The 24,618-nt window shown below is 41.3% G+C and carries 29 protein-coding genes; 12 read left to right on the top strand and 17 right to left on the bottom strand.

What is annotated here, in order from left to right; all coding sequences use genetic code 11:
• Positions 1–12 precede the first annotated feature (12 nt).
• The 4 genes from LC036_RS16340 to LC036_RS16325 form a co-directional block, all read right to left on the bottom strand.
• Positions 13–1,785, bottom strand: coding sequence for an ABC transporter ATP-binding protein (locus LC036_RS16340; RefSeq protein WP_226585156.1), 1,773 nt, complete (start codon positions 1,783–1,785; stop codon positions 13–15).
• Positions 1,786–1,856: 71 nt separating this feature from the next.
• Positions 1,857–2,384, bottom strand: coding sequence for a DUF402 domain-containing protein (locus LC036_RS16335; RefSeq protein ID WP_226585154.1), 528 nt, complete (start codon positions 2,382–2,384; stop codon positions 1,857–1,859).
• A gap of 214 nt (positions 2,385–2,598) precedes the next feature.
• A complete protein-coding gene (locus LC036_RS16330) occupies positions 2,599–2,775 on the bottom strand; it encodes a gamma-type small acid-soluble spore protein (protein ID WP_160838691.1) in 177 nt (58 codons plus the stop codon).
• 133 nt (positions 2,776–2,908) lie between these two features.
• Entirely contained in the window at positions 2,909–3,958 is a 1,050-nt protein-coding gene (locus LC036_RS16325; RefSeq protein ID WP_226585145.1) for a C40 family peptidase, read from the bottom strand.
• 267 nt (positions 3,959–4,225) lie between these two features.
• Between LC036_RS16325 and LC036_RS16320 the strand changes: the two genes are divergently transcribed.
• Positions 4,226–4,450, top strand: a complete 225-nt coding sequence (locus LC036_RS16320) for a cytosolic protein (protein WP_226585143.1) — start codon at positions 4,226–4,228, stop codon at positions 4,448–4,450.
• Here the strand turns inward: LC036_RS16320 and mutY are convergent.
• Positions 4,440–5,528 (bottom strand): A/G-specific adenine glycosylase, encoded by a 1,089-nt coding sequence (gene mutY / locus LC036_RS16315; protein ID WP_226585141.1) that lies wholly within the window; start codon positions 5,526–5,528, stop codon positions 4,440–4,442. The two genes, LC036_RS16320 and mutY, sit on opposite strands and share 11 nt — an antisense overlap.
• Before the next feature lie 57 nt (positions 5,529–5,585).
• On the opposite strand from mutY, the gene LC036_RS16310 reads away from it, so the two are divergent.
• Positions 5,586–6,587 (top strand): metal-dependent hydrolase, encoded by a 1,002-nt coding sequence (locus LC036_RS16310; protein ID WP_226585139.1) that lies wholly within the window; start codon positions 5,586–5,588, stop codon positions 6,585–6,587.
• A 44-nt stretch (positions 6,588–6,631) separates the two neighbouring features.
• Here LC036_RS16310 and LC036_RS16305 read toward each other — a convergent pair whose 3' ends face one another.
• Positions 6,632–6,898, bottom strand: coding sequence for a YfhJ family protein (locus tag LC036_RS16305; RefSeq protein WP_226585131.1), 267 nt, complete (start codon positions 6,896–6,898; stop codon positions 6,632–6,634).
• Between the two features lie 109 nt (positions 6,899–7,007).
• Here LC036_RS16305 and LC036_RS16300 point away from each other — a divergent pair, with 109 nt between their 5' ends.
• A complete protein-coding gene (locus LC036_RS16300) occupies positions 7,008–7,181 on the top strand; it encodes a small, acid-soluble spore protein K (protein WP_226585129.1) in 174 nt (57 codons plus the stop codon).
• Positions 7,174–7,317 (top strand): YpzG family protein, encoded by a 144-nt coding sequence (locus tag LC036_RS16295; protein ID WP_226585128.1) that lies wholly within the window; start codon positions 7,174–7,176, stop codon positions 7,315–7,317. Before LC036_RS16300 ends, LC036_RS16295 begins: the two co-directional genes overlap by 8 nt.
• A gap of 35 nt (positions 7,318–7,352) precedes the next feature.
• Here the strand turns inward: LC036_RS16295 and LC036_RS16290 are convergent, their stop codons facing one another.
• Positions 7,353–7,688: a YfhH family protein gene (locus LC036_RS16290; RefSeq protein WP_226585126.1), complete on the bottom strand. Its 336-nt coding sequence runs from the start codon at positions 7,686–7,688 to the stop codon at positions 7,353–7,355.
• A 95-nt stretch (positions 7,689–7,783) separates the two neighbouring features.
• Between LC036_RS16290 and LC036_RS16285 the strand changes: the two genes are divergently transcribed.
• Positions 7,784–8,443, top strand: coding sequence for an SDR family NAD(P)-dependent oxidoreductase (locus LC036_RS16285; RefSeq protein ID WP_226585124.1), 660 nt, complete (start codon positions 7,784–7,786; stop codon positions 8,441–8,443).
• 97 nt (positions 8,444–8,540) lie between these two features.
• Here LC036_RS16285 and LC036_RS16280 read toward each other — a convergent pair whose 3' ends face one another.
• The 3 genes from LC036_RS16280 to glcT form a co-directional block, all read right to left on the bottom strand.
• The gene (locus tag LC036_RS16280) at positions 8,541–8,807 is read right to left on the bottom strand and encodes a phosphocarrier protein HPr (protein WP_226585122.1); all 267 of its coding nucleotides are present in this window, start codon (positions 8,805–8,807) and stop codon (positions 8,541–8,543) included.
• A gap of 15 nt (positions 8,808–8,822) precedes the next feature.
• Positions 8,823–10,859, bottom strand: coding sequence for a glucose-specific PTS transporter subunit IIBC (gene ptsG / locus LC036_RS16275; RefSeq protein WP_226585120.1), 2,037 nt, complete (start codon positions 10,857–10,859; stop codon positions 8,823–8,825).
• Positions 10,860–11,121: 262 nt separating this feature from the next.
• Complete coding sequence (gene glcT / locus LC036_RS16270; RefSeq protein WP_226585118.1) at positions 11,122–11,964, bottom strand: glucose PTS transporter transcription antiterminator GlcT; 843 nt, start codon at positions 11,962–11,964, stop codon at positions 11,122–11,124.
• 185 nt (positions 11,965–12,149) lie between these two features.
• Between glcT and LC036_RS16265 the strand changes: the two genes are divergently transcribed.
• Positions 12,150–12,968, top strand: coding sequence for an HAD family hydrolase (locus tag LC036_RS16265; protein WP_226585116.1), 819 nt, complete (start codon positions 12,150–12,152; stop codon positions 12,966–12,968).
• Positions 12,969–12,997: 29 nt separating this feature from the next.
• Here the strand turns inward: LC036_RS16265 and recX are convergent, their stop codons facing one another.
• Positions 12,998–13,810, bottom strand: a complete 813-nt coding sequence (gene recX / locus LC036_RS16260) for a recombination regulator RecX (protein ID WP_226585114.1) — start codon at positions 13,808–13,810, stop codon at positions 12,998–13,000.
• 119 nt (positions 13,811–13,929) lie between these two features.
• On the opposite strand from recX, the gene LC036_RS16255 reads away from it, so the two are divergent.
• The 5 genes from LC036_RS16255 (at position 13,930) to LC036_RS16235 (ending at position 18,572) form a co-directional block, all read left to right on the top strand.
• Positions 13,930–14,835 carry a TIGR01777 family oxidoreductase gene (locus tag LC036_RS16255; protein ID WP_226585112.1) on the top strand — a complete coding sequence of 302 codons (906 nt, stop codon included), beginning with the start codon at positions 13,930–13,932 and terminating at the stop codon, positions 14,833–14,835.
• A gap of 107 nt (positions 14,836–14,942) precedes the next feature.
• Complete coding sequence (locus tag LC036_RS16250) at positions 14,943–16,064, top strand: amidohydrolase (RefSeq protein WP_226585240.1); 1,122 nt, start codon at positions 14,943–14,945, stop codon at positions 16,062–16,064.
• A 200-nt stretch (positions 16,065–16,264) separates the two neighbouring features.
• Entirely contained in the window at positions 16,265–17,062 is a 798-nt protein-coding gene (locus LC036_RS16245) for a DUF4397 domain-containing protein (protein ID WP_226585110.1), read from the top strand.
• A gap of 3 nt (positions 17,063–17,065) precedes the next feature.
• Complete coding sequence (locus LC036_RS16240; protein WP_226585108.1) at positions 17,066–17,749, top strand: class F sortase; 684 nt, start codon at positions 17,066–17,068, stop codon at positions 17,747–17,749.
• Positions 17,750–18,023: 274 nt separating this feature from the next.
• Positions 18,024–18,572 (top strand): GNAT family N-acetyltransferase, encoded by a 549-nt coding sequence (locus tag LC036_RS16235; RefSeq protein WP_226585106.1) that lies wholly within the window; start codon positions 18,024–18,026, stop codon positions 18,570–18,572.
• 160 nt (positions 18,573–18,732) lie between these two features.
• Here the strand turns inward: LC036_RS16235 and LC036_RS16230 are convergent, their stop codons facing one another.
• The 4 genes from LC036_RS16230 to LC036_RS16215 form a co-directional block, all read right to left on the bottom strand.
• Positions 18,733–19,440 carry a DUF3298 and DUF4163 domain-containing protein gene (locus tag LC036_RS16230; protein WP_226585104.1) on the bottom strand — a complete coding sequence of 236 codons (708 nt, stop codon included), beginning with the start codon at positions 19,438–19,440 and terminating at the stop codon, positions 18,733–18,735.
• Between the two features lie 113 nt (positions 19,441–19,553).
• The gene (locus LC036_RS16225) at positions 19,554–20,555 is read right to left on the bottom strand and encodes an aliphatic sulfonate ABC transporter substrate-binding protein (protein ID WP_226585102.1); all 1,002 of its coding nucleotides are present in this window, start codon (positions 20,553–20,555) and stop codon (positions 19,554–19,556) included.
• Positions 20,556–20,575: 20 nt separating this feature from the next.
• Positions 20,576–21,334 carry an ABC transporter permease gene (locus LC036_RS16220; RefSeq protein WP_226585100.1) on the bottom strand — a complete coding sequence of 253 codons (759 nt, stop codon included), beginning with the start codon at positions 21,332–21,334 and terminating at the stop codon, positions 20,576–20,578.
• Positions 21,318–22,106 (bottom strand): ABC transporter ATP-binding protein, encoded by a 789-nt coding sequence (locus LC036_RS16215; protein ID WP_226585098.1) that lies wholly within the window; start codon positions 22,104–22,106, stop codon positions 21,318–21,320. The genes LC036_RS16220 and LC036_RS16215 overlap by 17 nt, the downstream gene beginning before the upstream one ends.
• Before the next feature lie 166 nt (positions 22,107–22,272).
• Here LC036_RS16215 and LC036_RS16210 point away from each other — a divergent pair, with 166 nt between their 5' ends.
• Positions 22,273–22,632 carry a Lin0512 family protein gene (locus tag LC036_RS16210; protein WP_226585096.1) on the top strand — a complete coding sequence of 120 codons (360 nt, stop codon included), beginning with the start codon at positions 22,273–22,275 and terminating at the stop codon, positions 22,630–22,632.
• Positions 22,633–22,714: 82 nt separating this feature from the next.
• Here LC036_RS16210 and LC036_RS16205 read toward each other — a convergent pair whose 3' ends face one another.
• Positions 22,715–23,389, bottom strand: coding sequence for a TraR/DksA C4-type zinc finger protein (locus tag LC036_RS16205; RefSeq protein ID WP_226585093.1), 675 nt, complete (start codon positions 23,387–23,389; stop codon positions 22,715–22,717).
• A gap of 90 nt (positions 23,390–23,479) precedes the next feature.
• Complete coding sequence (locus tag LC036_RS16200) at positions 23,480–24,616, bottom strand: bifunctional cystathionine gamma-lyase/homocysteine desulfhydrase (protein ID WP_226585091.1); 1,137 nt, start codon at positions 24,614–24,616, stop codon at positions 23,480–23,482.
• Positions 24,617–24,618: the final 2 nt, after the last annotated feature.

The raw sequence follows: 24,618 nt of genomic DNA, 5'->3' as shown, positions 1-24,618 counted from the left end.
CTGCCTTTTCTATCACGTACCCATATACTCCTGCTTATTATCATCTAATTCCTGGAATTGGTAAAGGTCATAGTAATGCCCTTTGCGCCTCATTAATTCCTGGTGAGAACCAACCTCAACGATTTCTCCATTTTCAATATGCACAATCCTGTCTGCATGAGTAATGGTAGAAAGTCTGTGGGCTACAATGAATGTTGTTCGTGTAGAAGCCAGCTTTTCAAGTGCTCCTTGTATCAGATTTTCACTCTCCAGATCCAAAGCTGAAGTCGCCTCATCCAAGACTAGAAGCGGTGGATTCTTGAGAAAAACACGCGCAATCGCCACTCGCTGCTTCTGCCCTCCAGATAACTTGACTCCCCGCTCACCTACAAGTGTCTCATATCCGTTAGGGAGAGACATAATAAAATCGTGAGCATTGGCAGCTTTAGCTGCTTCAATCATTTCTTCATCTGTCGCTTCAGGGTTACCCATGCGGATGTTCATGGCAATGGACTCGCTAAACAAGATGTTGTCTTGTAGAACCATCCCTACCTTATCCCTTAAAGAGCGGGTTTCATAATCACGGATATCCGTGCCATCAAGTAAAATTTCACCTGAAGTCACATCATAAAATCGTGGAATTAAGCTGATCAGGGTGGATTTCCCTCCTCCGCTCATTCCGACAAACGCGATGGTTTCGCCTTTTTCAATATCTAAGTTCACATTTTTTAAAACTAAAGGATCTTCCTCGTCGTATTTAAATGAAACGTTTTGAATACTTACATCACCATGAACATTTTCTAATTTTTTCGCACCAGGACGATCAACAATGTCATAATCCTCATCAACAAATTCAAACACTCGATCCATCGATGCAATGGACTGTGTTAAAACTGTTGCAGAGTTCACTAAACGGCGAAGCGGATTATATACGCGGTCCATATAACCAATGAAAGCAACCATTGTTCCCACGGTTAATGATCCAGTAATGACTTGGTAACCGGCAAAGGTTATCACAAGTAAAGGAGCTAAATCTGTGATCGTGTTGGTAACTGAATAGGTGTAGGCATTCCAATTCGTATGAGTAATGGCTTTATCAAGAAAATTCTTGTTTTTGACACCAAATTGGGACTGCTCATATTCTTCAAGTGCAAAACTACGGGTAACCGGTACACCCTGAACTCTCTCATGAAGATGACCTTGGACTTCAGCCAAGGCTTGTGAACGATCCCTGGTAAGTTTCCGTAATCTTGCATAAAAGAACTTAACAGCAAACCCATAAAACGGAAACAAGGCGATGGATACAAGAGTCAACCATGGGTCCATGGTCAGCATGATAATAACAGCAATAACAATAGTGATCATATCCAGCCATATATTCATTAGTCCGGTAATTACAAAAGTTTTCGTTTGCTCTACATCATGAATGACCCGGGAAATAATTTCGCCGGTCTTGGTTTTTGAATAAAATCGCAGACTTAACCGTTGGATATGATCAAAGAGTTTTTCTCTGATATCAAAGAGTATGTGACTGCCAATCCACTGGGCTAAATATTGTCGGATGTACTCCACAGGAGGACGTAAAACAAGAAATACAAAAAAAGCTCCCCCCATAATCCATAGCAGCTGATCTAGTTTTTCTGATGAAGCTAATTCCTCAGCATTAATGATGTCATCAATCACATACTTTGTAATCAGGGGCATCAATAATGGGATTGAAAATTTCACAATTCCAATAAGAACGGTGAAGATGATTTTTCCTTTATATGGACTTACAAATCTCAAATACCTTTTTATGCTGTCCAAACGAACACCTACTTTCTATTGCCTGCAAACAACAAGGGAGCGCACCTTTTTATCAGTACGCATCCCCTTTTTCACCTATATGTCAAATACCGCTCATACCATTGGTCAATAAATTCAGGGGAAAATGGCCCCTTACGCTGCCTGATCCACCTGATCAGCGTGTCGATATTGTTATACAGAATTCTGTCTAATACGTGCGGATAGTTCATCCGCTTTTTATGAACTTCATACTCATCCTCATCCAAAATCTTATAAGTCATATCCGGGAATATTTTAACATCCAAATCATAATCAATGTATTTAATCGTGCCATCTTCATATATAAAAGGAGAACTGATATTACAATAATAGTAAACCCCATCTGTTCTCAGCATTCCAATGACGTTAAACCAGTACTTTGAGTGAAAGTAACAAATAGCTGGTTCTCTTGTCACCCATCTTCGTCCATCACTCTCTGTTACTGTCGTCCGATCATTAGCACCAATAATGACGTGCCTTGTCCCTTTTAAAATCGTTGTACTTTCCCATACTCGGTGTAACTGCCCATTATGTTTATAACTTTGTATTTCGATCCGTTTTCCTGCTTCTGGGCCGGGCATAAGATCCCCCCTTCCCTTAAAATTCCGTTTCACCTTCTGTCTATTATAACGACAAATGGAAAGGAATGAAAACAATTGGACCGAAAGAATAGTTGTAAATTGTAAAGGCTGCCTATGAATAAAGAAAAGGAGCCTCCCTTATCGGGTGGCTCCTCTTTTCGGGAGATTGATACAGGCTAGTAAAACAGCCTGGCCAACCTACCAAAGATTCAGGTTATTTTTTCTTAGCCTGAGATTTTTGGTTCTGCTCGATTACGTGCTGTGCATCAGTTTGCTGTGCAAATTCAGCTCCGTATTGGGATTTCCCTTGAGCAGCTTGTTGGTTCTGTTGTTTCACATGATTTACATCTGTACCAGCAGCTGTTTTGTTTTGTTTCGGTTGCTTAGCCATGTTTATCACCTCCGCAAAAATTATTGTGTACAGGTAAGGAGGGTTTCATTCTAAAATTTTTCAAAAAAATAAAAGCCTCAATGAACAAAAGAAGAACGCCTCCCTGCGGAGACGTTCTTCTTCAAGTCCTGCTTTAGTTGGATAGATGTTTTGAACCGATGTAACGGCTTCCCCAATAGTTACTATTCAACGAACTGATCTCTACACCGTTTGTAGAACCAGTGTGAATGAACTGGTTGTTTCCTAAATAGATACCAGCATGAGAAGCACCCGGCTTATATGTTTCAAAGAAGACAAGGTCGCCCACCTGACGTTCTGAACTGCTGACAGAGTTCATGCGGCTGTCTGCATAAATTGAGGCAACAGTACGTGGAATGCTGACGCCTTCCTGCTGAAATACATACTGCAGGAAACCGCTGCAGTCAAATCCTGCCGGAGTTGAACCTGCCCAGACATAAGGAGTACCAATATGTTTTTTTGCCTCGGCAACCAATCCGTCTACAAATTCTGAGTTTGAACTAGATGCATTTGAGGTAGATGTATGAGTAGGGTTAGATGTTGAAGCAGAAGCTTCTCCACTCACCTTCAATTTTTGACCAACATAGATAATGTTGCTGGAAAGGCTGTTCAAGTTCTTAAGATTAGAAACGGATGTACCGTAATTGTTGGCAATTAACCACAAAGAATCTCCACTTTGTACGGTATACGTACTTGTTGATTGAGAAGAGGAGCTTGAGTTACTGGTCGTTGAAGCAGAAGCACTAGAGCTGGAAGAACTTCCAGAAAGAGCAAGTTTCTGTCCAGGGTAGATGATATTACTAGAAAGACCATTCATACTCTTTAAAGCGGAAACCGACATACCATTACGACTTGCGATTAACCAGAGAGAATCTCCACTTTGAACAGTGTATGAACCGTTACTGGAAGAAGAGCTTTTTTCTGATTGAGCTGAAGCTGATGCATCTTTTTCAACAATCAAATTCTGACCGACATAAATCACACTAGAGCTAAGGTTATTCCACGATTTGATTTCTGAAATAGATCCGTCATACTGGCCACTTAATTCCCAAAGTGTATCTCCAGATTTAACCTTGTGCAACTCATCAGCAAAAACAGAAGTTCCCCACATAGATGCCCCGATCAAAGCGCCACTGACAGCCGTAACCAATTTCTTTTTGTTCATTTTTCTTATACTCTCCCCTATGTATTAATAATTATTGTAATTGTTTAATCAAATAACCTAAGTCCCATTATTCACAAAAGACAATAGTTTGTAAATACTCTAAAACTTCTACAAAACCCAACAAACCCCCCCAAACCTAGTCATAGCAAGGATTTCCAACAAAGGTTACATTTACTTTACAGCTTTATTACATAGTTTTAGTGAGGTTTAAAGATGTATGAGCGCGTGATTTGTACATAAATTAAGGACATGGAAGGAGGTCGAAGTATGTATGTAGGCAGAGATTTAGCCGCTTTAACGATGGAACCAAAACAAGAATGGCAGGAGAAGGAACTTGGTTATTTCCACTACGCTCTTTCGCAGTCTTCTCCATATTTAAATGCAGAGGGTGTTACACTACTGAGGGAAATCAATGAAGAAATAAAGCGCCGCGGTGGTCTCAGCCAGGACGAAGCTACCTGGACCAGCGGCACTCATTGGGTTACTGATTAAGATAGTGATGAGCTTTTTGATGTGATACGGGAAATGGGTAGTCCTTCCTATCTTCAGGGTTGATAAACTGAGCTCGTTTGTAATCTAAATCACCACTGTCGACTGTTGCTCTAACGACATCCATTTCCCAAATTAAGTGGGAAAAAACATGTTTTATTTTGTCGATCTTTTCTCCCAACTTAATATTCAAACCATATTCCCCATAAAACCAATTAGGGACCGACTGTGTGTCAACATCTGTTAGAGGAACCATTGGATACTGCCACAAAGAAGCAAGCAGTCCTTGATCAGGCCGCTGTTCTATAAGCACTTCCCCATTTTCATTTTCCACGAGAAGAAGAAGATAAGGGATTTTTTTCTGCTTTTTCTTCGATGATTTCACAGGTAGGTCCGTTTCTATTCCTTTTTCAAAGGCCCGGCAGTGTTGCTGGACGGGACACAGGAGGCAGGAAGGGGTCTTAGGCGTACATACGACAGCCCCCAGTTCCATTAATCCCTGGTTAAAAGAAGATGGGTCTTCAGTCGAGATCACTCCCCTTACCAGCTCTTCAAAAAGTTTTCTTGTACTCTGTTTACTAATATCATCTTCTACGTGAAGAATCCTTGAGAGGACCCGCATTACATTTCCATCAACAGCAGGCTCCGGTGTATCATAAGCTATGCTTAATATTGCACCTTTTGTGTAAGGACCCACCCCTTTTAAATCACCTAATTCTTCAGGATCTGAAGGTACGATACCGTCGTAATCTTCAACCACTTCGCGGACAGCGTTTTGCAAATTTCGAGCCCGGGAATAGTAACCTAGTCCCTCCCAGGCTTTCAAGACTTCCTGTTCTTCCGCTTCAGCTAAAGCTTGAGGTGTAGGGAATTTTTCTAAAAAATGATTAAAATAAGGAATGACGGTATCAACCCTGGTTTGTTGGAGCATAATTTCTGATACCCACACACGATAAGGATCCTTATTTTCCCTCCAGGGGAGTATACGTTGTTCCTGTTCAAACCATTGAATCAAATCATTTTGAAAAGACTTCTCATTAAATTCATTAAGGATATGGTGAACTCGTTCTGTTTTTTTCAATTTAAACACCTTTCGTGATAATCTACTGTTGTATTTTGGCCAAAGGAGGCATATACGTTGGATACTGGAACACATGTGGTCATGGGAGTCGCATTAGGCGGCATCGCTACAATGGATCCATTAGTAAGTTCAGACCCCGCTTTATTTAATGCTGTGCTTATAGGAACACTAGTGGGGTCGCAAGCACCAGATATCGACACGGTCTTAAAGTTAAAAAATAATGCCGTATACATCCGCCACCATCGCGGAATTACCCATTCCATTCCTGCCGTTATTCTATGGGGGATCAGTATCCCAAGCATCATATACTTGTTTACACCGGAGGTCAATTTCCTCCACCTCTGGCTATGGACGTTCTTAGCTGTTATTCTGCATGTATTTGTAGATATCTTCAATGCCTACGGTACACAGGCCTACCGCCCGATTACCAATAGATGGGTGGCTTATGGGTTTATTAATACGTTTGATCCGTATATTTTCACCCTTCATTTAGCAGGAATTGTCGCTTGGAACTTAGGTGCAAGTCCGGGACTTATGTGGCTGATTATTTACTTTGTCATTGCTCTTTATTACGTAAAACGATACTTTGATAAACGGGAACTCGTCAGGCTTATTCATGAAAATTTCGATCACGTCACGCAAATCGCCACATCACCGACGATTCAACAAAATGTATGGCGCATTGCTATTACTACACCGACCCATTATTTTGTTGGTCGAGCAGAAAATGGCCATTTAACTATTCTGGATGAATTCCCGAATAAGGAAATTGACTATGAAGATCCTGTAGTAAAAAAAGCTCTTACTGATCATAACATTAAAGCATTCTTATCTTTTTCACCTGTGTACAGATATGAGATAAGTTATCACGATGAATATACAGAAGTCCGCTTCATCGATTTGCGTTACAGAGCACGTGGAAGATACCCTTTCGTTGCGCTGGCACAGATTGATGATGAACACGGGGAGCAGCTCAAAATTTTAAACTCCTATACAGGCTGGGTTTTCACAGAGGAAAAACTTCAAAACAAACTCAGCCCTATGGAAACAAAACCATAAACGAAACAAAAAGAAGGAGTCTCTCCAAGTTGGAGAGGCTCCTCTTAATGAATATTCCTTTTTTTATCAAGCATCTGTTTATATTTCGGATTTGTCGCTACAAAATCATGCAGTTTAGGACCGTAATGTTCAATCCATTGTGTGACAATCTGCTCTGTGAGCTGCTTCCCTTGATAATCATGACCTGCTTTAGCACGTGTGGATTCGAAATCCTCCCAAAGAAGTTCAACCCATGTTAAAGCTTCTTCTATCGTTAAATGCCCATTCTTCTTATACAACCGCTCAGCAAGGCGCTGATAAATTTCATTCATATGATCACTCCATATTTGGCAATGTTTACTCCTCCATTTTATCACATAGAAGAGCCGAATCGGTATATACTACTATTGTCTCTTCATTGAGACCTGAGGAGGGTACCTGATGCGTAACAAGGCCAAGAATTTCCCTAATGTAAAAATGACACATGCACCGGATGACCAAAGTGAATATTTAGCTAAACGTCCAGACGGAACGATTAACAATAAGCCGCAGGAACGTGCAGCAAGATCCCGTCACCGGGATGTCAATGATGTAGGGAGGAATTACCATGGGTAAACGTAATTTCAAAGCTAACGCCTCTGCTGTCCGATCACACCGCAGCATTAAGCACTTAAGCAAACGTGTAAACGGAGAAACAGAACAGACGCAGGCAGACCAAATCACTGAGATACAAATGAGAAAACGAAACTAATGAATGAAGCGGGCACACTGAGGTGCCCGCTTCTGTTATTTTACTTTTTGACCTAACATGGAGATAGGTAGAGCCTCTTCTTCTTCACTGATTTTACTGCCTTTTTGGTTCTGCCTGTAGCCCCAGGCAAAAACCCCGTTCATATATTGTATAAAAAAGGTATGTGAGTAGTCTCCATCGATTTGATATACTTCCCCTGCAGCAAAGTCATTTGGGTCAAGCATATAAGATTTAGCCATAATGATTTTACGTTCATGGACAGCATACTCATTCACCATGCCAAGCTGCTCAGCTTTTTGAGCTTTTTCTGTCAACTGCGCAATCTCTTCCCGTAATTCACGTTCATTGAATTCACTATATCGTCGTTCCATTTTACAGTCCTCCTGCTTCTCTTCCTTTCTTTACATTTTAGCAGGATTTAGCCAAAATGAATACGGTAACAACTTTGAATCGGAGGGAAATAAGAATGAGTCGAATTATGATCACTGGAGCAGGGACAGGACTTGGGCGCGCCTTAGCCCTTATCTACGGGAAAGGTGGAAATCATATCATCTTGTCTGGAAGGAACGAAAAGACACTGAGTGATGTAGAAAATGACATAAAAAAATCAGGTGGATCTGCTGAAGTGATCCCATGTGATATTACAAATTATAATTCCATTGCTAGTGCTGTTCAGAGAGTAGAATCGCTTGATGTGCTCATTAACAATGCTGGAGTCGGAATTTTTGGAGACCTACAAACGTACAGTGACCAGGATATCGATCAAATGCTGCAAACAAATGTAAAGGGTACCATGCTTATGACTCAATTAGCTGCACCTAAGCTGATGCAGACGGGTGGAAGAGTGTTAAACATTATTTCCACAGCAGGTCTTAGAGGGAAGAAAAATGAAAGCATCTATTGCGCAAGCAAATTCGCTGTACGCGGCTTCACGGAAAGTTTACAAAAAGAATGGGAAAATGAAAAAATCACAGCAACTGCTGTTTATATGGGCGGCATGAATACACCGTTCTGGAGTGAAACCGACCATGTTGGACATCCCGAACGTTTAAAAGGTCCGGAAGTGGTGGCTGCACAAATCTACGAGGAAGATGACGGACGTCGTGAAATTATCATTGATCGTTAATAACTGCTTCTTCTTAACGAAACGAAGTGCAGACATGAACAAAAACAAATAAAAAAAGAAGCCTGCCACTAAAGGCAGGCTTCTTTCTTATAGAGCTTTATTCTCCAAGACCTTCTTCTTTTGCTTTTGCAACAACAGCATTAACGGCTTCCTCTTCATCAGAACCTTCTGCTTTAAAAGTTACTTCTGCACCATTAGGAATACCTAGAGACATAACTCCCATGATGGACTTCATGTTAACAGATTTTCCGTTATACTCAATGTTTACGTCTGATTGATATTTACCTGCTACTTGTACAAGTGCTGTAGCTGGACGTGCGTGTACGCCATCCGCTGAAGTGATTGTCATTGTTTGTTGTGCCATAGTTCATTCTCCTCTTTAATCTGTGATTTCAATGATATCTGGATCATTGTGGTTAACTTGACCTGAAGCCTTAATATGAACAGATTGACCTTCCTGAAGGTTTGTAAAGATAATAGGGGTTACAATAGATGGTGCATTTTCTTTCACAAAGTCCAGATCTACTTCCATCAGTGCTTGTCCCTGTTTAACTTCATCACCTTCAGAAATTTTATCAGTGAAGCCTTCGCCCTTCAACCCAACGGTATCAATACCGATGTGGATGAGGATTTCCATGCCGTTTTCTGCTTGAAGACCAATCGCATGTTTTGTAGGGAAGACATTTAAGACTTTACCGTTAATCGGTGAAACTATATTACCATCTACCGGCTCAATTGCAAAGCCATCTCCCATCATTTTCCCTGAGAAAACTTGGTCAGGTACTTCTGTAATTGGCATAATATTACCCTTAATCGGACTTACGAAATCCAAATCACCTTCTGTTACAGGAGCTTCAGCTTCCTTAGTATCATTAACCATTTCAGAAGCATCTTCTCTGGAACGAGGGGTTTTTCCATCCATAATATCCTGCATTTGTCCACGTAATGTGTCGGATACTGGTCCAAAGATAGCTTGAATATTGTTTCCAACTTCCATAACGCCGGACGCACCAAGTTTTTTCAGTCGTGCTTTGTTTACATCTTCTTTATTATTTACAGAGACGCGCAATCTAGTAATACAAGCATCGAGATGGTCAATATTCTTCTGACCGCCCATAGCTTCAAGGATTTCGAAAGGCAGATCACCGACTTCTCCATCTTCTTCACTATCTTCACCTTCATCCTCGCGTCCTGGTGTGGCCAGGTTAAATTTGAGAATTGCCCAACGGAAACCGAAGTAGTAAACCACAGCGAAGACAAGTCCGACGATGATTACCCACCACCAGTCCGTGCGGTTTGGCAGGATTCCAAATAGGATAAAGTCAATAAGACCGCCTGAGAACGTTTGACCAATTTTAACACCAAGAATTTCCATGATCATAAAGGAAAAACCTGCGAACACAGCATGAATACCAAAAAGAATTGGTGCTACGAATAGGAATGAGAACTCAATTGGTTCTGTAATCCCTGTTAGGAAAGAAGTCAAAGCGGCAGATGCCATGATTCCTCCTACTACTTTTTTACGTTCAGGTTTAGCTGTATGATAAATAGCTAAAGCAGCAGCTGGCAGACCGAACATCATGAACGGGAACTTACCAACCATAAATGTACCAGCAGTAAATTCAACCCCATCCTTCAATTGTTCAAAGAAGATGGTTTGGTCACCACGGACAATCTCTCCTGCTGCATTTGTGTAAGAACCGAATTCAAACCAGAATGGAGAATAGAAAATGTGGTGCAGACCAAACGGAATCAAGGAACGCTCAATTAATCCGAAGAAGAATGCTGATACCGTTTGATTCCCTTCAAGCATTAAGTGAGAAAGTGCATTCAGGCCATTTTGTGCAAAAGGCCATACCCACAGCATAATGATTCCTAGGAAAAGGGATGTAAAAGCTGTGATAATCGGAACAAAGCGTTTACCAGCAAAGAATCCTAAGAACTGCGGCAGTTCTATATTAAAGAACCTGTTGTACATCGAGGCTGCTAGAATACCTACGATGATTCCTCCAAACACTCCTGTTTGTAGTGTAGGAATTCCTAACACTTCCGCATAAGCAGGGTCTGAGACCATGTCAGCATCGACATTTCCAAGAACCCCCATAACAACGTTCATAATTAAATAACCGATGATAGCAGCAAGACCCGCTACTCCATCCCCTTTAGCAAGACCAATAGCTACACCTACTGCGAAAAGCAAAGGCAGGTTGGCAAAAACGATACCACCAGCTTCAGCCATGACCTGCAGCAATGTCTGAACCCAGCCCGTTCCAAAGAACGGAACTTTATCAACAAAACTGTCCTGAGCAAAACTTGTACCAAAAGCAAGTAAAATACCCGCCGCTGGTAAAAGGGCTACAGGAGTCATTAATGCTTTACCTACTTTTTGTAGAGTACCAAAAGCATTCTTGAACATAGTAATTCCTCCTTATTTTTGGTGAAAGCAACAGCGTTACCCATGCATCCATTGTCAGAAAAATAAAACGGTTACAACATTTCTGAAACGATCACAGCCTTTAATGAGCTACTATGGATAAGAGCAATGTCTATAAATGGAATTACAGACATAAAAAAGGCATGAGTACAGAACATGTGGGTTACTAAAGGATATACTTATCCCTATCATAACCACTTCATCTTCTTGTACTCATGCCTGATCGTGTCAGTAACACGTACGTTTAAGATTTATGGGTTAAACGTTGCAGATGAATCGTTAAATAAATGGCTTCCGATTCATCTACGGGTTTATTGAGCTGTTTCTGCATCACTTTAATCAGTTTCCATGCAAGATTATAGCACACAGGGTACTCTTCTTTCAACATTTTCGATAAACGAATTTCATCCCCCACATGTTCTCCCTGATAAACCCGGTCAATTGCCCGATGGAGATGTTGAACAAGACGGTGATAGTCCACACTGTTTTTATTGATTTCTACTTCCATCGTTTCCTCAACAAGACCAACTAAATGCGTAATTAACTGGTTGTGTTTGTTAATCTCTCTTAGAGTTTTATCTGTCACGGCACTGTGGATATGCAGAGCTATAAAACCTATTTCCCCTTCAGGAAACTGAATTCCCATCTTATCATAGACCATTGTCACAACTTCCATGGCGATCTGATATTCTTTCGGATAAAGCGATTCAATTTCCAAAAGAAATGGATTAGCGAATTGTAAGTTCTTCTTAGCCCTGTTAATCGCAAACGCCAAGTGGTCCGTCAGCGCAACATGAATATGCTGATTGAGTTCCTGCCCCATGCGCGCCTCTATGTGCAGGAGTACGTCATTCATAAAATCAATGAGTTTCTCATCAATATGCGGCAGAAGACTGACGTACTGCTCTTTCTCCTTTTCATTACTCAGTAGAAAAGTCTTATCGGCTTTATCAAAAGAAATATCATCACCTTTTTCTTTATTAAAACCGATCCCTTTCCCGATTAATACCACTTCCTCGTAGGTTGGGTGGTCAGCAATGACAACATTATTATTCAGGATTTTCTTTATCTTTAATTGCTGTTCCATAATGGTCCCCCATTTAAGTCTCTCTAAAAGCGTTTCCAATCATCTCATAACCTTTATCCTATATTTGATTTGGATTTTTTACAAGTGGTTAGGCTAAGACAGAGACTTCTCCTTTGTGTGTAAGCGATTTTGTCATGTACAATCATGGAGGTAGTCGGTTATCGACAAACTGGAAGGAGTATTTGATGATTAAACTTTTCGTTACAGACCTCGATGGTACTCTATTAGGAGAAGACCATTATATAAAAAATGAAGACATTGATGCACTAAAGAAAATGATTGAACAGGGCACGCCTCTGGCAGTAGCTTCTGGTCGCATGGATCATGAAATTATAGAAGTATTAAAAAGAGTAGGGGTCAATGGGCACCGGGTCAGTCAGAATGGAGCTTTTGTCTTTGATGCTGAAGATCAAGAAGTCTATTCAAAAACCTTTGACCACGATTTAGCCAGGCGGATTATTGAGACAATTGATCAAGAACCTATGGTCAAAACGGTTTCAACAGCCGATAAAACTTATACAAAAGAACACAGCAAATGGATCGATATGATTTCTGAGCAGATGTTCCATGACATTATTGTAAATCCCGAACTTAATGAACAGATTGGAACAAAAGTAACACCCTCCAAAATTACGCTGCACGGAAAAGAATCAGACGTTATGTCTGCTGCAGAGAAAGTTGCCCAGATGTTTGGGGAGGAAATTGACAGCTTCATTTCTCATGAAACATGTGTAGATATGATGCCTAAAGCAATTAATAAACAAACAGGACTTCGCCAACTCATTGATCTATTAGGAATCAAAGCTGATGAAATTGCATGTGTAGGAGATTCTTTCAATGATTCAAGTATGTTTGAGATGACCCCTCACAGCTATGTCATGTCAACCGCCCATACGAAAGTGAAAGAAAAAGCGAATACAATTGTAGATCACGTTCACGAAGCAATTGAGGATCTTGACAAAAAAGGATTGCTCACACAAAAAGAACAAGCGGTTGACATTTAAGTCACCCGCTTGTTCTTTTTGGATTCGTCTTAATCCTCCACATATTCTTCTATAAAACGATCAATGAGATTGAATGGAAATCCTTTTCTGTAGAGAGCAGATTTAACCTTTTGCTTTAACTCATAGCCTTCTGTTTTGGCATGATACTTCCTAACCAGCTTTTCCCCTTGGTGTACAACTGCTTCCCATTCCGCATCTTCGTTCTCATCTTCCGGAAGATGAGCCAGAACCTCCTGAATCACATCTCCTTGAAAGCCTTTTTGCATCAAGGTTTGCTGCACGCTCTGTATTTGCTGCCGATGAGATTTCCGGCCGTCGCTCCTCATCTTTTTCTCGGCAAATTTGAACGCCTTCTCATATTGCTTGTCAAACGTATAGTATTCCAGGGCTTCTTCTGCCTGGTGAGGGCCGACCCCCTTCTCAATCAACTCTTTCTTTACAAGAAGCGGCCCTTTGCTGGAAGTCATTATTCTCGTTCGAACCAGGGAATTTGCAAATTCCTGATCATCCAGGAGCTTTTCGTTTTCTAACCGTTTGATGATTTCATCCACGTGCTCAGGGTCCGTTTCCTTATCTTTTAGATAGTCACGAATTTCCTTTTTTGAACGCATGCGGTAGCTTAAATAATTTATGGCAAGGGTATAAGATTTATGAAGAGTATCCGTTTGAATGAGCGCATTAATTGTTGATTCATCCAGATCCATATTTTTTTGGAGACGATATTTAACTAAGACATCTTCATCTACACTAAATCCATACTCTTCACCATTACCCTTATCTAAGAAAATATTATAGCGGCCTTGATTCTTTTTCTGAGTCGTAATCTTTGTCAGTTTAGCCAATCGCTTCACCTCTCTCTCTATTTTAGCATGTTTTTTTGCAGAGAATCCCGATGAACGCTTCGGAAAAAGGTTATGATTGAGTAAAATATTTACAACTTATTAAATGGGAGGCAGATACTATGAAAATTGCTATTACGGGAGGCACCGGTTTCGTTGGAACACAACTCACCAAGCGCTTAAAAGACGAGGGACACGATCTGTACATATTGACAAGAAGTCCAGATCAATATACAGATACAGAACAAGTCACTTATATTGGCTGGCTTAAGGACGAATACAATCCTGCAGAACAGCTTCCTGCTCTTGATGCAATCGTTAACTTAGCCGGCGAGTCTTTAAATAGCGGCCGATGGACAGAAGAGCGTAAACAATCAATTATGAACAGCCGGATTAAGGCAACGGAGGGAGTCATAGATATTATCGAAAGACTTCCACAAAAACCTGCAGTGCTGGTGAATGCTTCCGCTGTGGGGTATTACGGCCAGTCTAAAACAAAAACCTTCACAGAAGAAACAAGCAGACCTGGGAACGATTTTCTTGCAAATGTTGTTGTGGAATGGGAAGAGAGAGCTTCAAAAGCTATTGAACACGGGGTGCGGACGGTTTATGTCCGGTTTGGAATTATATTAGGTGAAGAGGGTGCGCTCCCTAAGATGGTCCTCCCTTATAAAATGATGGTTGGCGGCAATCTGGGGTCTGGAGAACAGTGGATGTCCTGGATTCATATTGAAGACGTGGTAGGTATCATTGATTTTGCCATCAAAAATGATGAAGTGAATGGCCCGCTGAATGGGACAGCACCAAATCCTAAACGAAATAAAGATTTTGGCGAAACCCTCGGCAGCGTCATGAATCGCCCCCACTGGTTACCTGTCCCTTCCATTGCATTAAAAGCAGCATTGGGAGATATGAGTACATTGTTGCTGGATGGGCAGTCTGTAATACCAAAAAAAGCCCTGACACAAGGATACACATTTAATTTCCCTGAGTTAAAACCTGCTCTTCAATCAATCCTTTCCAATTAAAGCATAAGAAAGAACAAAGCAAAAGTTAAAGCTTTGTTCTTTTTTTATGCTCCAAATCTAAAAAAACAAGTATAATAATGGTATAACAACGGAAAGGCTGTATGTCTATGAATACTGTTATTGAAAATGTAACGATTCACCCTATCACGTCACCTTGCATTAAGAAAGGGTACGTCCACGTGTTAGATGGAAAAATCCATGACTACGGGGAGAAAATTGAGCTGCCTGAACAAGCGGAATATATTGATGGGAAAGGTCTGGACCTTTACCCTGGTTTCATTGATGTCCATTCTCATCTGGGTCTTTATGATGAAGGAACCGGATGGGCTGGCAGCGATGCAAATGAAACCATTGAAGCCATTACTCCACACCTGAGAGCCATAGATGGTGCTCATCCTCTGGACCCAGCCTTTTTTTCAGCAAGGAAAGCAGGAGTTACGACAGCTCATATTATGCCGGGAAGTGCCAATATTATTGGAGGAACGACCTCTGTCATTAAAACGGTTGGACATACCATCAACCACATGATTCTCAGGAAAACAGCAGGATTAAAACTTGCCTTAGGAGAAAACCCTAAGCGCATCCACTCCCAATCCAAGAACGCTTCGATTACACGCCTTGGCATTATGGGTACTCTGAGAGAGACCTTTTATGCTGCTATGAAGGATCCTGAACCCAATTTACGTGTGAAACCGATTATCCAAGCGTTGAACAAAGAAATTCCAGTTCGTATTCATGCGCATCGTGCCGATGACATCATTACCGCCGTTCGTTTTGCAGATGAGTTTGATCTCGATTTAAGAATAGAGCATTGTACAGAGGGACACCTTATTGCTGATGAGTTGTCAGGAAAAGATTTACAAGTGTCTGTAGGTCCAACTTTCACACGAGCATCCAAAATAGAACTTCGAAATAAAACATGGCAGACCTACAAAATCCTTCACGATCACGGCATAAGAGTCTCTATTACAACTGACCACCCCTACACTCCTATACAATACCTGAACATTTGTGCAGCATTAGCTGCCAGAGAAGGCCTGGAAGTGGAAGATGCGCTAAGAGGAATTACGATTACTCCTGCGATCAATCTTGGAATAGACCATCGAGTAGGCTCTATTGAAAAAGGAAAAGATGCTGATTTGGTATTATGGAGCGGTCATCCATTCGAATATTTATCTAAACCAGTTTGGACCATGATTGACGGGAAAATGGTATATTTTCAAGAATGATGCAGTAAAAAAACCGGAGAATAACTCCGGTTTTTTTCTATGTTTTTTAGAGCACATTAAAAGTTTGAAACTCTTCAAGATCGGCTATATGATAGTTGTACACTACTTGTACAAGTTTTGTATAATCTTTTGCAGCTCAGTTTGACTCGGTCGTTTTGGGTAATGGGAAAGGTATTCAAAAAAATTGAAGGAGTGGAAACATGAAAAAATTAGTGTCCTCGTTAGCAGCTATCGTTTTGATTCTTGGGGTGTTCGCACCATCGGCCTTTGCAGACAACCATGGTGATAATGCAATGGTGCGTGTTCTACATGCTTCTCCTGATGCTCCAGCCGTAGATGTATACCTTAATGATGAAGCCGTTGTAGAAGGTGCTGAATTTAAAGCTGCTACAGACTACTTGGAAGTGCCTGCAGGTGAACATAAAGTAGAAATTTATGCAGCTGGTACAAAAGGTGAACAAGATCCTGTTATTTCTACTAATGTGAATGTGGAAGCTGGAATGGCTTATACTGCTGCAGCAATCAATAACTTAGAGAACCTTGAGCTGAAGGCAATCCAAGATTCTATGGAAGCAAGCGAAGGGATGGCAAAAGTACGTGTGGGTCACTTGATTCCTGGTGCTCCTGCTGTAGATGTCGGCCCGATTGATGGAGATGCTTTATTCTCTGGAGCCGAATTCCCGATGGTTACCGATTATAAAGAATTAGAGCCGGGAACTTATGATCTTGAAGTCCGCACAACAGATGGAACACAGCTGATTGACCTTTCCGGAACAACACTGGAAGCTGGTAATGTTTACAGTGCTTTCGCTGTAGGAACAGCCGATAACCCAGAAGTTCTTCTTCTGCAGGACTCGGCCGCAATGCCATCAGAAATGCCTCAAACAGGTTTTGGTGGTACTACAGAATCTTCTAACGCTTTGTTGTATGCGGGTGTTCTTGGTGCACTGGCATTGGGTGCTGGTCTAATCTTTACTCGCAAGCGTTCTGAAGCGTAATTAATGAAAAGAATACTGCTATCTATAACCCTGGGCTCCCTCGTCTTCTTCCTCAGTTATACATTACTGAATGAAGAACCCGAAGAGGAAGCCAGGGTTCTTTCTACATTAGATACAAACAGCGCCCAAAATGTAGAACGTACAGATTCAGTGAAAAACAATTCTAACGAAGCAGGACCAGTAAAGAAAAGCTATGAACCTGCTGTAACCGTGCCTGCTAATAACAACATGGGCATCACGCCAGAGAGAATTGAAATACCCGCTATTGATGTCAATGCTCCCGTTCAAGCGCTGGGATACACAGACAAAGGTGGAATGGCTGTACCAAATAATTTAACAGATGTAGGTTGGTTCGAACCGGGTACTAAACCTGGCAGCCAAGGAAACGCTGTTCTTGCCGGTCATGTGGATGGCAGAAGCGGGCCAGCAGTCTTTTTTGATCTGAAAAAGCTGATACCAGGCGACCAAATCCATCTCTATAATAAAGATGGTACAAAACGAACGTTTATTGTACAAAGATTAGAGGCCTATCCGTTCGAAAATGCACCACTGCGTGAAATTTTCGGTCCTGCTAATCATCAAGGTCTTAACTTGATTACATGTACAGGGCCTTATGACGATGAAGCCTCTACCTATTCGGAAAGACTGGCTGTTTACACAGTATTAGATGTGCCTCAGGAAAGCTGAAAGAATGACAAAAAAAGTAGTCAATCTTTACAAAAAATTCATTCACTTTTTCTCAAGAATGGATTATTATAAGCTTAGATGATACTTTATAAGTTTTTGGTGTAGGGAAGGCAAATGGTGCGCCACCAGTGATATCACTGGTTCTAGTGGGTTCGATTCCCACCCCGGATTTTTGTGAGCAATTGATAAAAATTCGAGGGTGGTCCGAATCGACCAGTAGACGCTTCTTTCCTATGCGTTTGGACCACCCTCCTCATTCAAGGAGGGATTTTTTGTGTTGAAAAAGCGTGATTTACATGACGCCCCGGTTTTATTTGAGTTAATGAGTCACCCTGAAGTATTTCCATACGTCCGCCACAAAGCTTCATCAAGCGACGAGTTCTACTTTTTAACTAAACAAACCATAGAAGCAGAGGATCGGGGTGAATTGATTTCACGTACGATCCTTGATGAGTGGGCGCAGCCGATTGGCACCATTAACTTGTTTGATGTACAGGATAGTAAAGGGTTCCTGGCTACGTGGATTGGAAAACCGTATTTTGGCAAAGGATACAACCAAATGGCGAAAGAGGCATTCTTTGAAGAGTTGTTTTTTCAACTTGATATTCAGGCCGTTTTTATGAAAATTCGGCGTTCAAACATCAGGTCTCTAAAAGCTGCCTTAAAAATTCCTTATGTATCTAAAGCAAATGAGACTTATCCGGAAATATTAACTCAAGTGAATCATAAAGAAGACGTTTATGACCTATATGTAATTACGAAGGAACAGTATCTCTTCCATTACTATGGAGAGCAGATTAATGAAGAAATGTTGGAAGCATAAGTCTCTGCTTATGCTTCTCTTTTGTTATCAACATTATCCACAGGGTTGTGCACAGTGTTAATAAGTATCTATAAACACCACCGCATAAGCAGCAATGACTTCACCACCTGTTGATAAATAACTACAGGATCCTTGTTGATAGTGTGGATAACCGCACTATCTAACTAAGGTTTGATCCTCCCCTCTGCAGACTACTTTTAGTGTAGGATGGAAATGGTACGTGGGGTTGATTGATTTCTTCTTTTAGAAGACCATCTAAAGCAATGGGGATTTCAGGTGTCCCATGCACACCAGCTGCAATCTCGAACTTGTTAAAGACCAAAACAATACAATCGTCCTTTATATAAAACGCCGTATTATCCCGTACACCGGCGAAAGGTTCTTTGACATACATATCCGGATCTGACGTTACTACCTTTTTCACCTCTGTATTTAGGCGGTCGATGTGCACCAAGTCCTTCAAGCTCATTACAGACTCCCCGTTTTGATCCTCAAAATTAATGGAGGTGACGGTGGAGTTGTACCTGTTGCCCCTTGTAATATGTGAAGTCATGACAACGGAATAAAATTGGCCTTCTTGATAAACGGATGTTTCTTCATAATAAAGAAAGGGCTCACCCATAGTTTCTCCAGCCCCACTTTTGACTCTTCGAAAAGTATCTTCCAGTTTTTGAACAATTTGCTGATTCACGCGCTCCTGTAAACCTTTGTTCTTTAATTCCTCAAATAAAGGATAGTCAAGATGAACTTCCCACTCCTCAGCTACCTGATCTTTATGAACAATCTTATATTGGCTTGCAGCATTAACCTCCTGGCTTAAAAAAAAGCTGATAGCAAAGGCTGCTAAAACGATTGCCAGTCGATTCATATCGCATCCCTCCTCTACATGTTAGTTTGACCAAAAACACTAAAACTAAAGGGGCCGGAGAAAAAATCCATAAAAAAAGATGTCAGGAGTACTCCTGACATCTTTTCATTTAATTAGTCGATAAAACTTGTATCAACAAGACCTGTCAAATCCGGCTTTTCCTTTAAGAATTCAAGCTCATAAGAAGAATCAGCAAAAGCCTGCAGATGTTTCTCCTCTACTTCATATGTGAAACCAATGCGTTCCCAGGCGCGATCAATAACTTCTTTGGAAAGCTCTTGATCAGTAATGTCTTTAATTTTATTAATCGCGATTTCCTTCGCTTCCTCAGGGTTCTCGTTTATAAAATCGGTTGCTTTTTTATGCGCTTCTACCAGGCTGCCGACCATTTCAGGGTTTTCTTCTACCAACTTTTGAGATGTTACAAATACAGCAGCGGGTAACGTTTCACCAAAAGCAACATTCGGTGTATCGACAAGAACTTCACCGTTCCCCTGCTCTTCAATGGAAGAAGCCCACGGCTCCGGAACAGTTGCTACATCGACGTTTCCAGCTTCAAACAAGCTCGCATAGGTGGCTGGCTTTCCTGTTACATGTTTCATTTCTCCACCAATTCGATCGGAGGTAAGTCCAAACTCCTCGTTCATCATCGTTTCAAATTGAACATCGTGTGTACATCCAACACGTGGAGAGATAAAGGTTTTGCCGGCTAAATCTTCGGGAGATTCAATATCAGCTCCTTCTCGAGCCATAATAACTGTTCCTCCTGTAGAACCTGCGGCAACAACATTAATTTCCGCTCCACTTGTAAAATGGTTCATAGCAGGACCTGGTCCGACCAGTCCTCCTTGGATATCACCTGTTTCAATCGCTGTCATGAAAGAAGATCCATCGGGAAAGTACTGATACTTTACTTCTGTTCCATCCGGAAGCGTTTCTGAATATAGATCTTTTGTTTCAGCTACCATTCCTGCTACATGGTTAATGTTCGGAAAGTACCCAATTGTAATTTCATCTTCACTGTTACTATTTGAATCAGCGCCTGCGTCACTGCCACAAGCAGCAAGAAGACCACTAAGACTGACAACAAACAAAATAAACAACCACTTTTTCATATCTTTCCTCATCTCCATTCTTATGTTTTTAACAGACCCCAGCGTCTCATAACGTTTTTCTCAAGCTTCGAAAAAACAAGCTGGTCCACAACTGCACCAATGACTCCAATAATAATGATGATAGCAATGACCTGATCCATCCTTGCGTAATCCTGCGCATATCTAAGGGAATACCCCAGTCCTGGTCCATTACTTAGAAGTTCTCCGGCCATTAAAGCTCTCCAGCTAAAAGCCCATGCCAGACGAATACCTGTCATAAAATAAGGAATACTTGAAGGCACTTCGATACGGAAAAACAATGGGATCCCATTCGTTCCCATGGTTCTCGCTGCTCTTATTAATTGTGGAGGTACGCTGTGGATAGCGATCCGAACATTCAACGCCATCACAAAAGTACCGCCTAAAACCACAACAAATACAACCGCAAACTCTGAAAAACCAAATAGCATGATGGCTAGGGGGACCCAGACGATGCTTGGTATGCTTTGAAGAGCAATCAGGTACATTCCCGCCGTTTCATCAGCCTGACGCGACTTCCCAAGCAGAACTCCAATTGTAGTTCCAAATAATATCGCAAGGAAAAGTCCCATAAAGAGGTGGCGGAAACTTGCACCTAACGCTTTAACAAAATCACCATCTGCAAAACCGGTATACAGGGCATTTGCTACTTTAGACGGGGAGGGGAATACAATATTCTCAAATATTCCAATAGAGTAAATTAACTGCCAAATACCTAATACGACTACTAAAAAAGCAATCCGTTTAATAGCTAACTTCATGACTAAGTTCTTCCTTCAACACTTTATTGATTTCACCTTCAAGCAGATCCATTACTTTACGCTCAAGTGCAATGACTTCTTCGTCTTCCCTCTTCCTCGGTCTTGGAAGGTCAATGGTAAAGTCTGCGATTATTCTTCCCGGCCGTGTCCCCATTACGACAACTCGATCAGACAGCTTAATGGCTTCCTGTATACTATGAGTGACAAATAAAATGGTCTTTTGTGTTTCCTGCCATATTTTCATCAACTCTTCGTGCAGAATGTGCCGGGTCTGCTCATCCAAAGCGCCAAATGGTTCATCCATCAAAAGTACTTTAGGATCCATAGCTAATGCACGCGCGATGGCCACCCTCTGCTGCATGCCCCCTGATAATTCATGAGTGTAGTGGTTTTTAAATCGACTAAGATGAACCATCTTCAGGAAGCGATCCGCTCTTTCAGACGCTTCTTGTTTAGACCAGTGCCCTTTCAAAGGAAACAGCACATTTTCTTTCACATTCAGCCAGGGAAATAAAGAAGGGGATTGAAAGACCATTCCTCGATCCGGTCCCGCTTTTTTTATTTCTTCCCCCTCTAACTTAATAGAACCTTTACTGATGGATTCTAAACCTGCAACCATAGATAGAAGCGTCGATTTCCCACATCCCGAGGGTCCTAGAAGGGAAACAAACTGGTTTTCCTCAATGTTTAAATCGATCTCAGAAAAGACTTCAAAGCTTTCATCATCTTGATCAGAAAAACTTTTCCCGAGATTGTCTACAGCTAGAAACATAACATCCCACACCCTTATCACAATAATCCCTATAGAATTAGTATGTTTTATGATTATGTTATTAGATTATACAGATGTTCAGAATTGTGTGTCAATGGTTTGTTTCGAATCCTTTCAATTTACTCCATCGTATGTGGTACGATAAACAAAGAAAGGCGGGATTTTAATGGACCAACTAATGTTTATACAAACAGGCATGGGAACAGACGTCCATGGCCAGAACATTACAAAAGCTGCAGTAAGGGCGATTAAAAATGCCATTCATACCAACTCTATGCCGGGGATCCGTTCTGTTCTTCCAAACCAATCACTGGATCAAATGAAAATTAAGGTTAAACTGGCTCTGCCCTGCGACTTCGATCAATTAGATCACAATGAAATAAAAAAAGCGATTCCTTATGGTGAAGTGAGTATTGAGGTTATGGAAGGCGGCATGCTGACAAGCAGCGGAATTTTATTAGAGGACAAGGATGATAAAAACGACTTGATGTATATCGTTAATGCTGCGGTAGAAGTAGGGTATTAATCACAACCCATTATACGATAACAAGCTGGAAAGCCTGGAGACATCTCCAGGCTTTCCAGCTTGTTTTATTTATTATAGGCGACTAATACTGATCCTCTGATTCGTCCGCCCGGTCCATATATTTGTCATAGTGTTCATTCCTTTGAAAAGTTACACCATCAGGACCTGTATAGCCATTCATGTCAGTAGAAACAAATGGCTCAAACTCTTCTACATAACCCACTCCATCATCATTATCCATCAGAGAAGAACCTTCGTAAGTCATACTGCTTTGATTGAATGATGCTACCTGCTCATAAGCATTCTGTTCATTGTATTCAGGGTCATCAGTGTCGCGTCCATAGCTATTCTCAAGGTTGGTAAGAACCTCTTCTTCCACAGGACGATCTCTGGATATTTCCTGGTTTGTTGAAGCTGATGCGATCGTTCGAGCAGTCGGAATCGCATCAAGCCGCTCTGCTGGAATTTGTTGTCCTGTCTCTTCACATATGCCATAGGTCCCCTGCTTCATTTGCTCAAGAGAATAGTTAATATCCGATAATTCTTCTTTCACATGGCCCAGTAAAGCCATGTCTTTTTCTCTTTCATACAATTCTGTACCTGAATCTGCTGGATGATTATCATACTGAGACAGCTCACCCGAAGCCATATCGCTTGCAAATCCGCGTTCAAGTCCATATTCATCATTGTCTATAATGCGTTGTTCAAGTTCCTGTTTTCGCTCTTCTAATTGTTTTTTATAATGTGTATAGTCCATTGGTCTCCACTCCTGATCGGTAGTCCTTTTAGTTTGGCTCAACCAATAAGAGCTATACAAAAAGGCCATTTCTCATGACCCTTTTTTCTTTTATTTTCTTAACGCATGAAGGAAATCTTCTTTTAAATCTTCAATATCCTCAAGACCTATGGAAACACGCACGAGACCATCGGTAATCCCAAGTTCGGCTCGTCGCTCTTTAGGAATGGAGGCATGTGTCATCATCGCAGGTACAGAAATTAAGCTCTCAACCGCGCCCAGGCTTTCAGCTAATGTAAAGTAACGGACATTCCTAAGAACCTGATCCGCCTTTTCCCCACTACCGACGTCAAAGCTGATCATTCCTCCATTGCCACGCGCCTGGTTCTTATGCACGTCCTTCCCTTGATGTGAGTTCAGACCTGGATAATAAATCGTTGTCACCTCTGGTAAGCTTTGAAGAAATTCTACAAACAAACGTGTATTTTCCTCGATTTCTTCCATTCGAATCCCTAATGTTTTAATTCCTCTCATCAGCAGCCATGAATCTTGAGGCCCTAAAATCCCTCCGGAAGAGTTTAAAACAAAATGGACATCTTCAGCTAATTGTTCAGAGTTTACTACAACAAGCCCCGCTACAACGTCACTATGTCCTCCCAGGTATTTAGTTGCACTATGAAGAACAATATCAGCACCGAGTTCTATTGGATTCTGCCAATAAGGTGTACTGAAAGTATTATCAACAATAAAAGTTAAATTATAGTCTCGAGCAAGCTCTGATACCTTTTCTAAATCTGTAATTTTCAATAGTGGATTGGTTGGTGTTTCGACATAAATGGCTTTCGTCTGGTCTGTAATAGCAGCCTCAATGTTCTTCACATCACTCGTATCCACAAAATCTGCTTTTAAACCAAAACGGTTGATTACTTTAGATACAAGCCGGTATGTCCCTCCGTAAACATCATCTGTGAAAATGACGTGATCGCCATGATTAAACGTCATCAGTACAGCTGTAATGGCTGCCATACCGGAGCCAAAGGCAAACCCCCGATGGCCACCTTCTAAATCCTTAATCAGTTCTTCTAATGCAAAACGTGTAGGATTACCCGTTCTGGAATATTCATACCCGCGGTGCTGACCAACGCCATCCTGAGCATACGTACTCACTTGGTAAATAGGCACACTAACAGCACCGGTCTTTTCATCTCCTGTAATTCCTCCATGAATCAACTGCGTTTTTTTCCTCATCT

This window comes from Halobacillus litoralis, assembly GCF_020524025.1.
Classification (GTDB): domain Bacteria; phylum Bacillota; class Bacilli; order Bacillales; family Halobacillaceae; genus Halobacillus; species Halobacillus litoralis_D.
This window is presented reverse-complemented; position numbering and strand designations above follow the sequence as displayed.

Coding starts and splice junctions, on each gene's coding strand:
- LC036_RS16335 (WP_226585154.1), bottom strand. CDS start 2,384: ATGCCCGGCCCAGAAGCAGGAAAACGGATCGAAATACAAAGTTATAAA.
- LC036_RS16330 (WP_160838691.1), bottom strand. CDS start 2,775: ATGGCTAAGCAACCGAAACAAAACAAAACAGCTGCTGGTACAGATGTA.
- LC036_RS16325 (WP_226585145.1), bottom strand. CDS start 3,958: ATGAACAAAAAGAAATTGGTTACGGCTGTCAGTGGCGCTTTGATCGGG.
- LC036_RS16320 (WP_226585143.1), top strand. CDS start 4,226: ATGTATGTAGGCAGAGATTTAGCCGCTTTAACGATGGAACCAAAACAA.
- LC036_RS16305 (WP_226585131.1), bottom strand. CDS start 6,898: ATGAATGAAATTTATCAGCGCCTTGCTGAGCGGTTGTATAAGAAGAAT.
- LC036_RS16300 (WP_226585129.1), top strand. CDS start 7,008: ATGCGTAACAAGGCCAAGAATTTCCCTAATGTAAAAATGACACATGCA.
- LC036_RS16295 (WP_226585128.1), top strand. CDS start 7,174: ATGGGTAAACGTAATTTCAAAGCTAACGCCTCTGCTGTCCGATCACAC.
- LC036_RS16290 (WP_226585126.1), bottom strand. CDS start 7,688: ATGGAACGACGATATAGTGAATTCAATGAACGTGAATTACGGGAAGAG.
- LC036_RS16285 (WP_226585124.1), top strand. CDS start 7,784: ATGAGTCGAATTATGATCACTGGAGCAGGGACAGGACTTGGGCGCGCC.
- LC036_RS16280 (WP_226585122.1), bottom strand. CDS start 8,807: ATGGCACAACAAACAATGACAATCACTTCAGCGGATGGCGTACACGCA.
- ptsG (WP_226585120.1), bottom strand. CDS start 10,859: ATGTTCAAGAATGCTTTTGGTACTCTACAAAAAGTAGGTAAAGCATTA.
- glcT (WP_226585118.1), bottom strand. CDS start 11,964: ATGGAACAGCAATTAAAGATAAAGAAAATCCTGAATAATAATGTTGTC.
- LC036_RS16265 (WP_226585116.1), top strand. CDS start 12,150: ATGATTAAACTTTTCGTTACAGACCTCGATGGTACTCTATTAGGAGAA.
- LC036_RS16255 (WP_226585112.1), top strand. CDS start 13,930: ATGAAAATTGCTATTACGGGAGGCACCGGTTTCGTTGGAACACAACTC.
- LC036_RS16250 (WP_226585240.1), top strand. CDS start 14,943: ATGAATACTGTTATTGAAAATGTAACGATTCACCCTATCACGTCACCT.
- LC036_RS16245 (WP_226585110.1), top strand. CDS start 16,265: ATGAAAAAATTAGTGTCCTCGTTAGCAGCTATCGTTTTGATTCTTGGG.
- LC036_RS16240 (WP_226585108.1), top strand. CDS start 17,066: ATGAAAAGAATACTGCTATCTATAACCCTGGGCTCCCTCGTCTTCTTC.
- LC036_RS16230 (WP_226585104.1), bottom strand. CDS start 19,440: ATGAATCGACTGGCAATCGTTTTAGCAGCCTTTGCTATCAGCTTTTTT.
- LC036_RS16225 (WP_226585102.1), bottom strand. CDS start 20,555: ATGAAAAAGTGGTTGTTTATTTTGTTTGTTGTCAGTCTTAGTGGTCTT.
- LC036_RS16220 (WP_226585100.1), bottom strand. CDS start 21,334: ATGAAGTTAGCTATTAAACGGATTGCTTTTTTAGTAGTCGTATTAGGT.
- LC036_RS16215 (WP_226585098.1), bottom strand. CDS start 22,106: ATGTTTCTAGCTGTAGACAATCTCGGGAAAAGTTTTTCTGATCAAGAT.
- LC036_RS16210 (WP_226585096.1), top strand. CDS start 22,273: ATGGACCAACTAATGTTTATACAAACAGGCATGGGAACAGACGTCCAT.
- LC036_RS16205 (WP_226585093.1), bottom strand. CDS start 23,389: ATGGACTATACACATTATAAAAAACAATTAGAAGAGCGAAAACAGGAA.
- LC036_RS16200 (WP_226585091.1), bottom strand. CDS start 24,616: ATGAGGAAAAAAACGCAGTTGATTCATGGAGGAATTACAGGAGATGAA.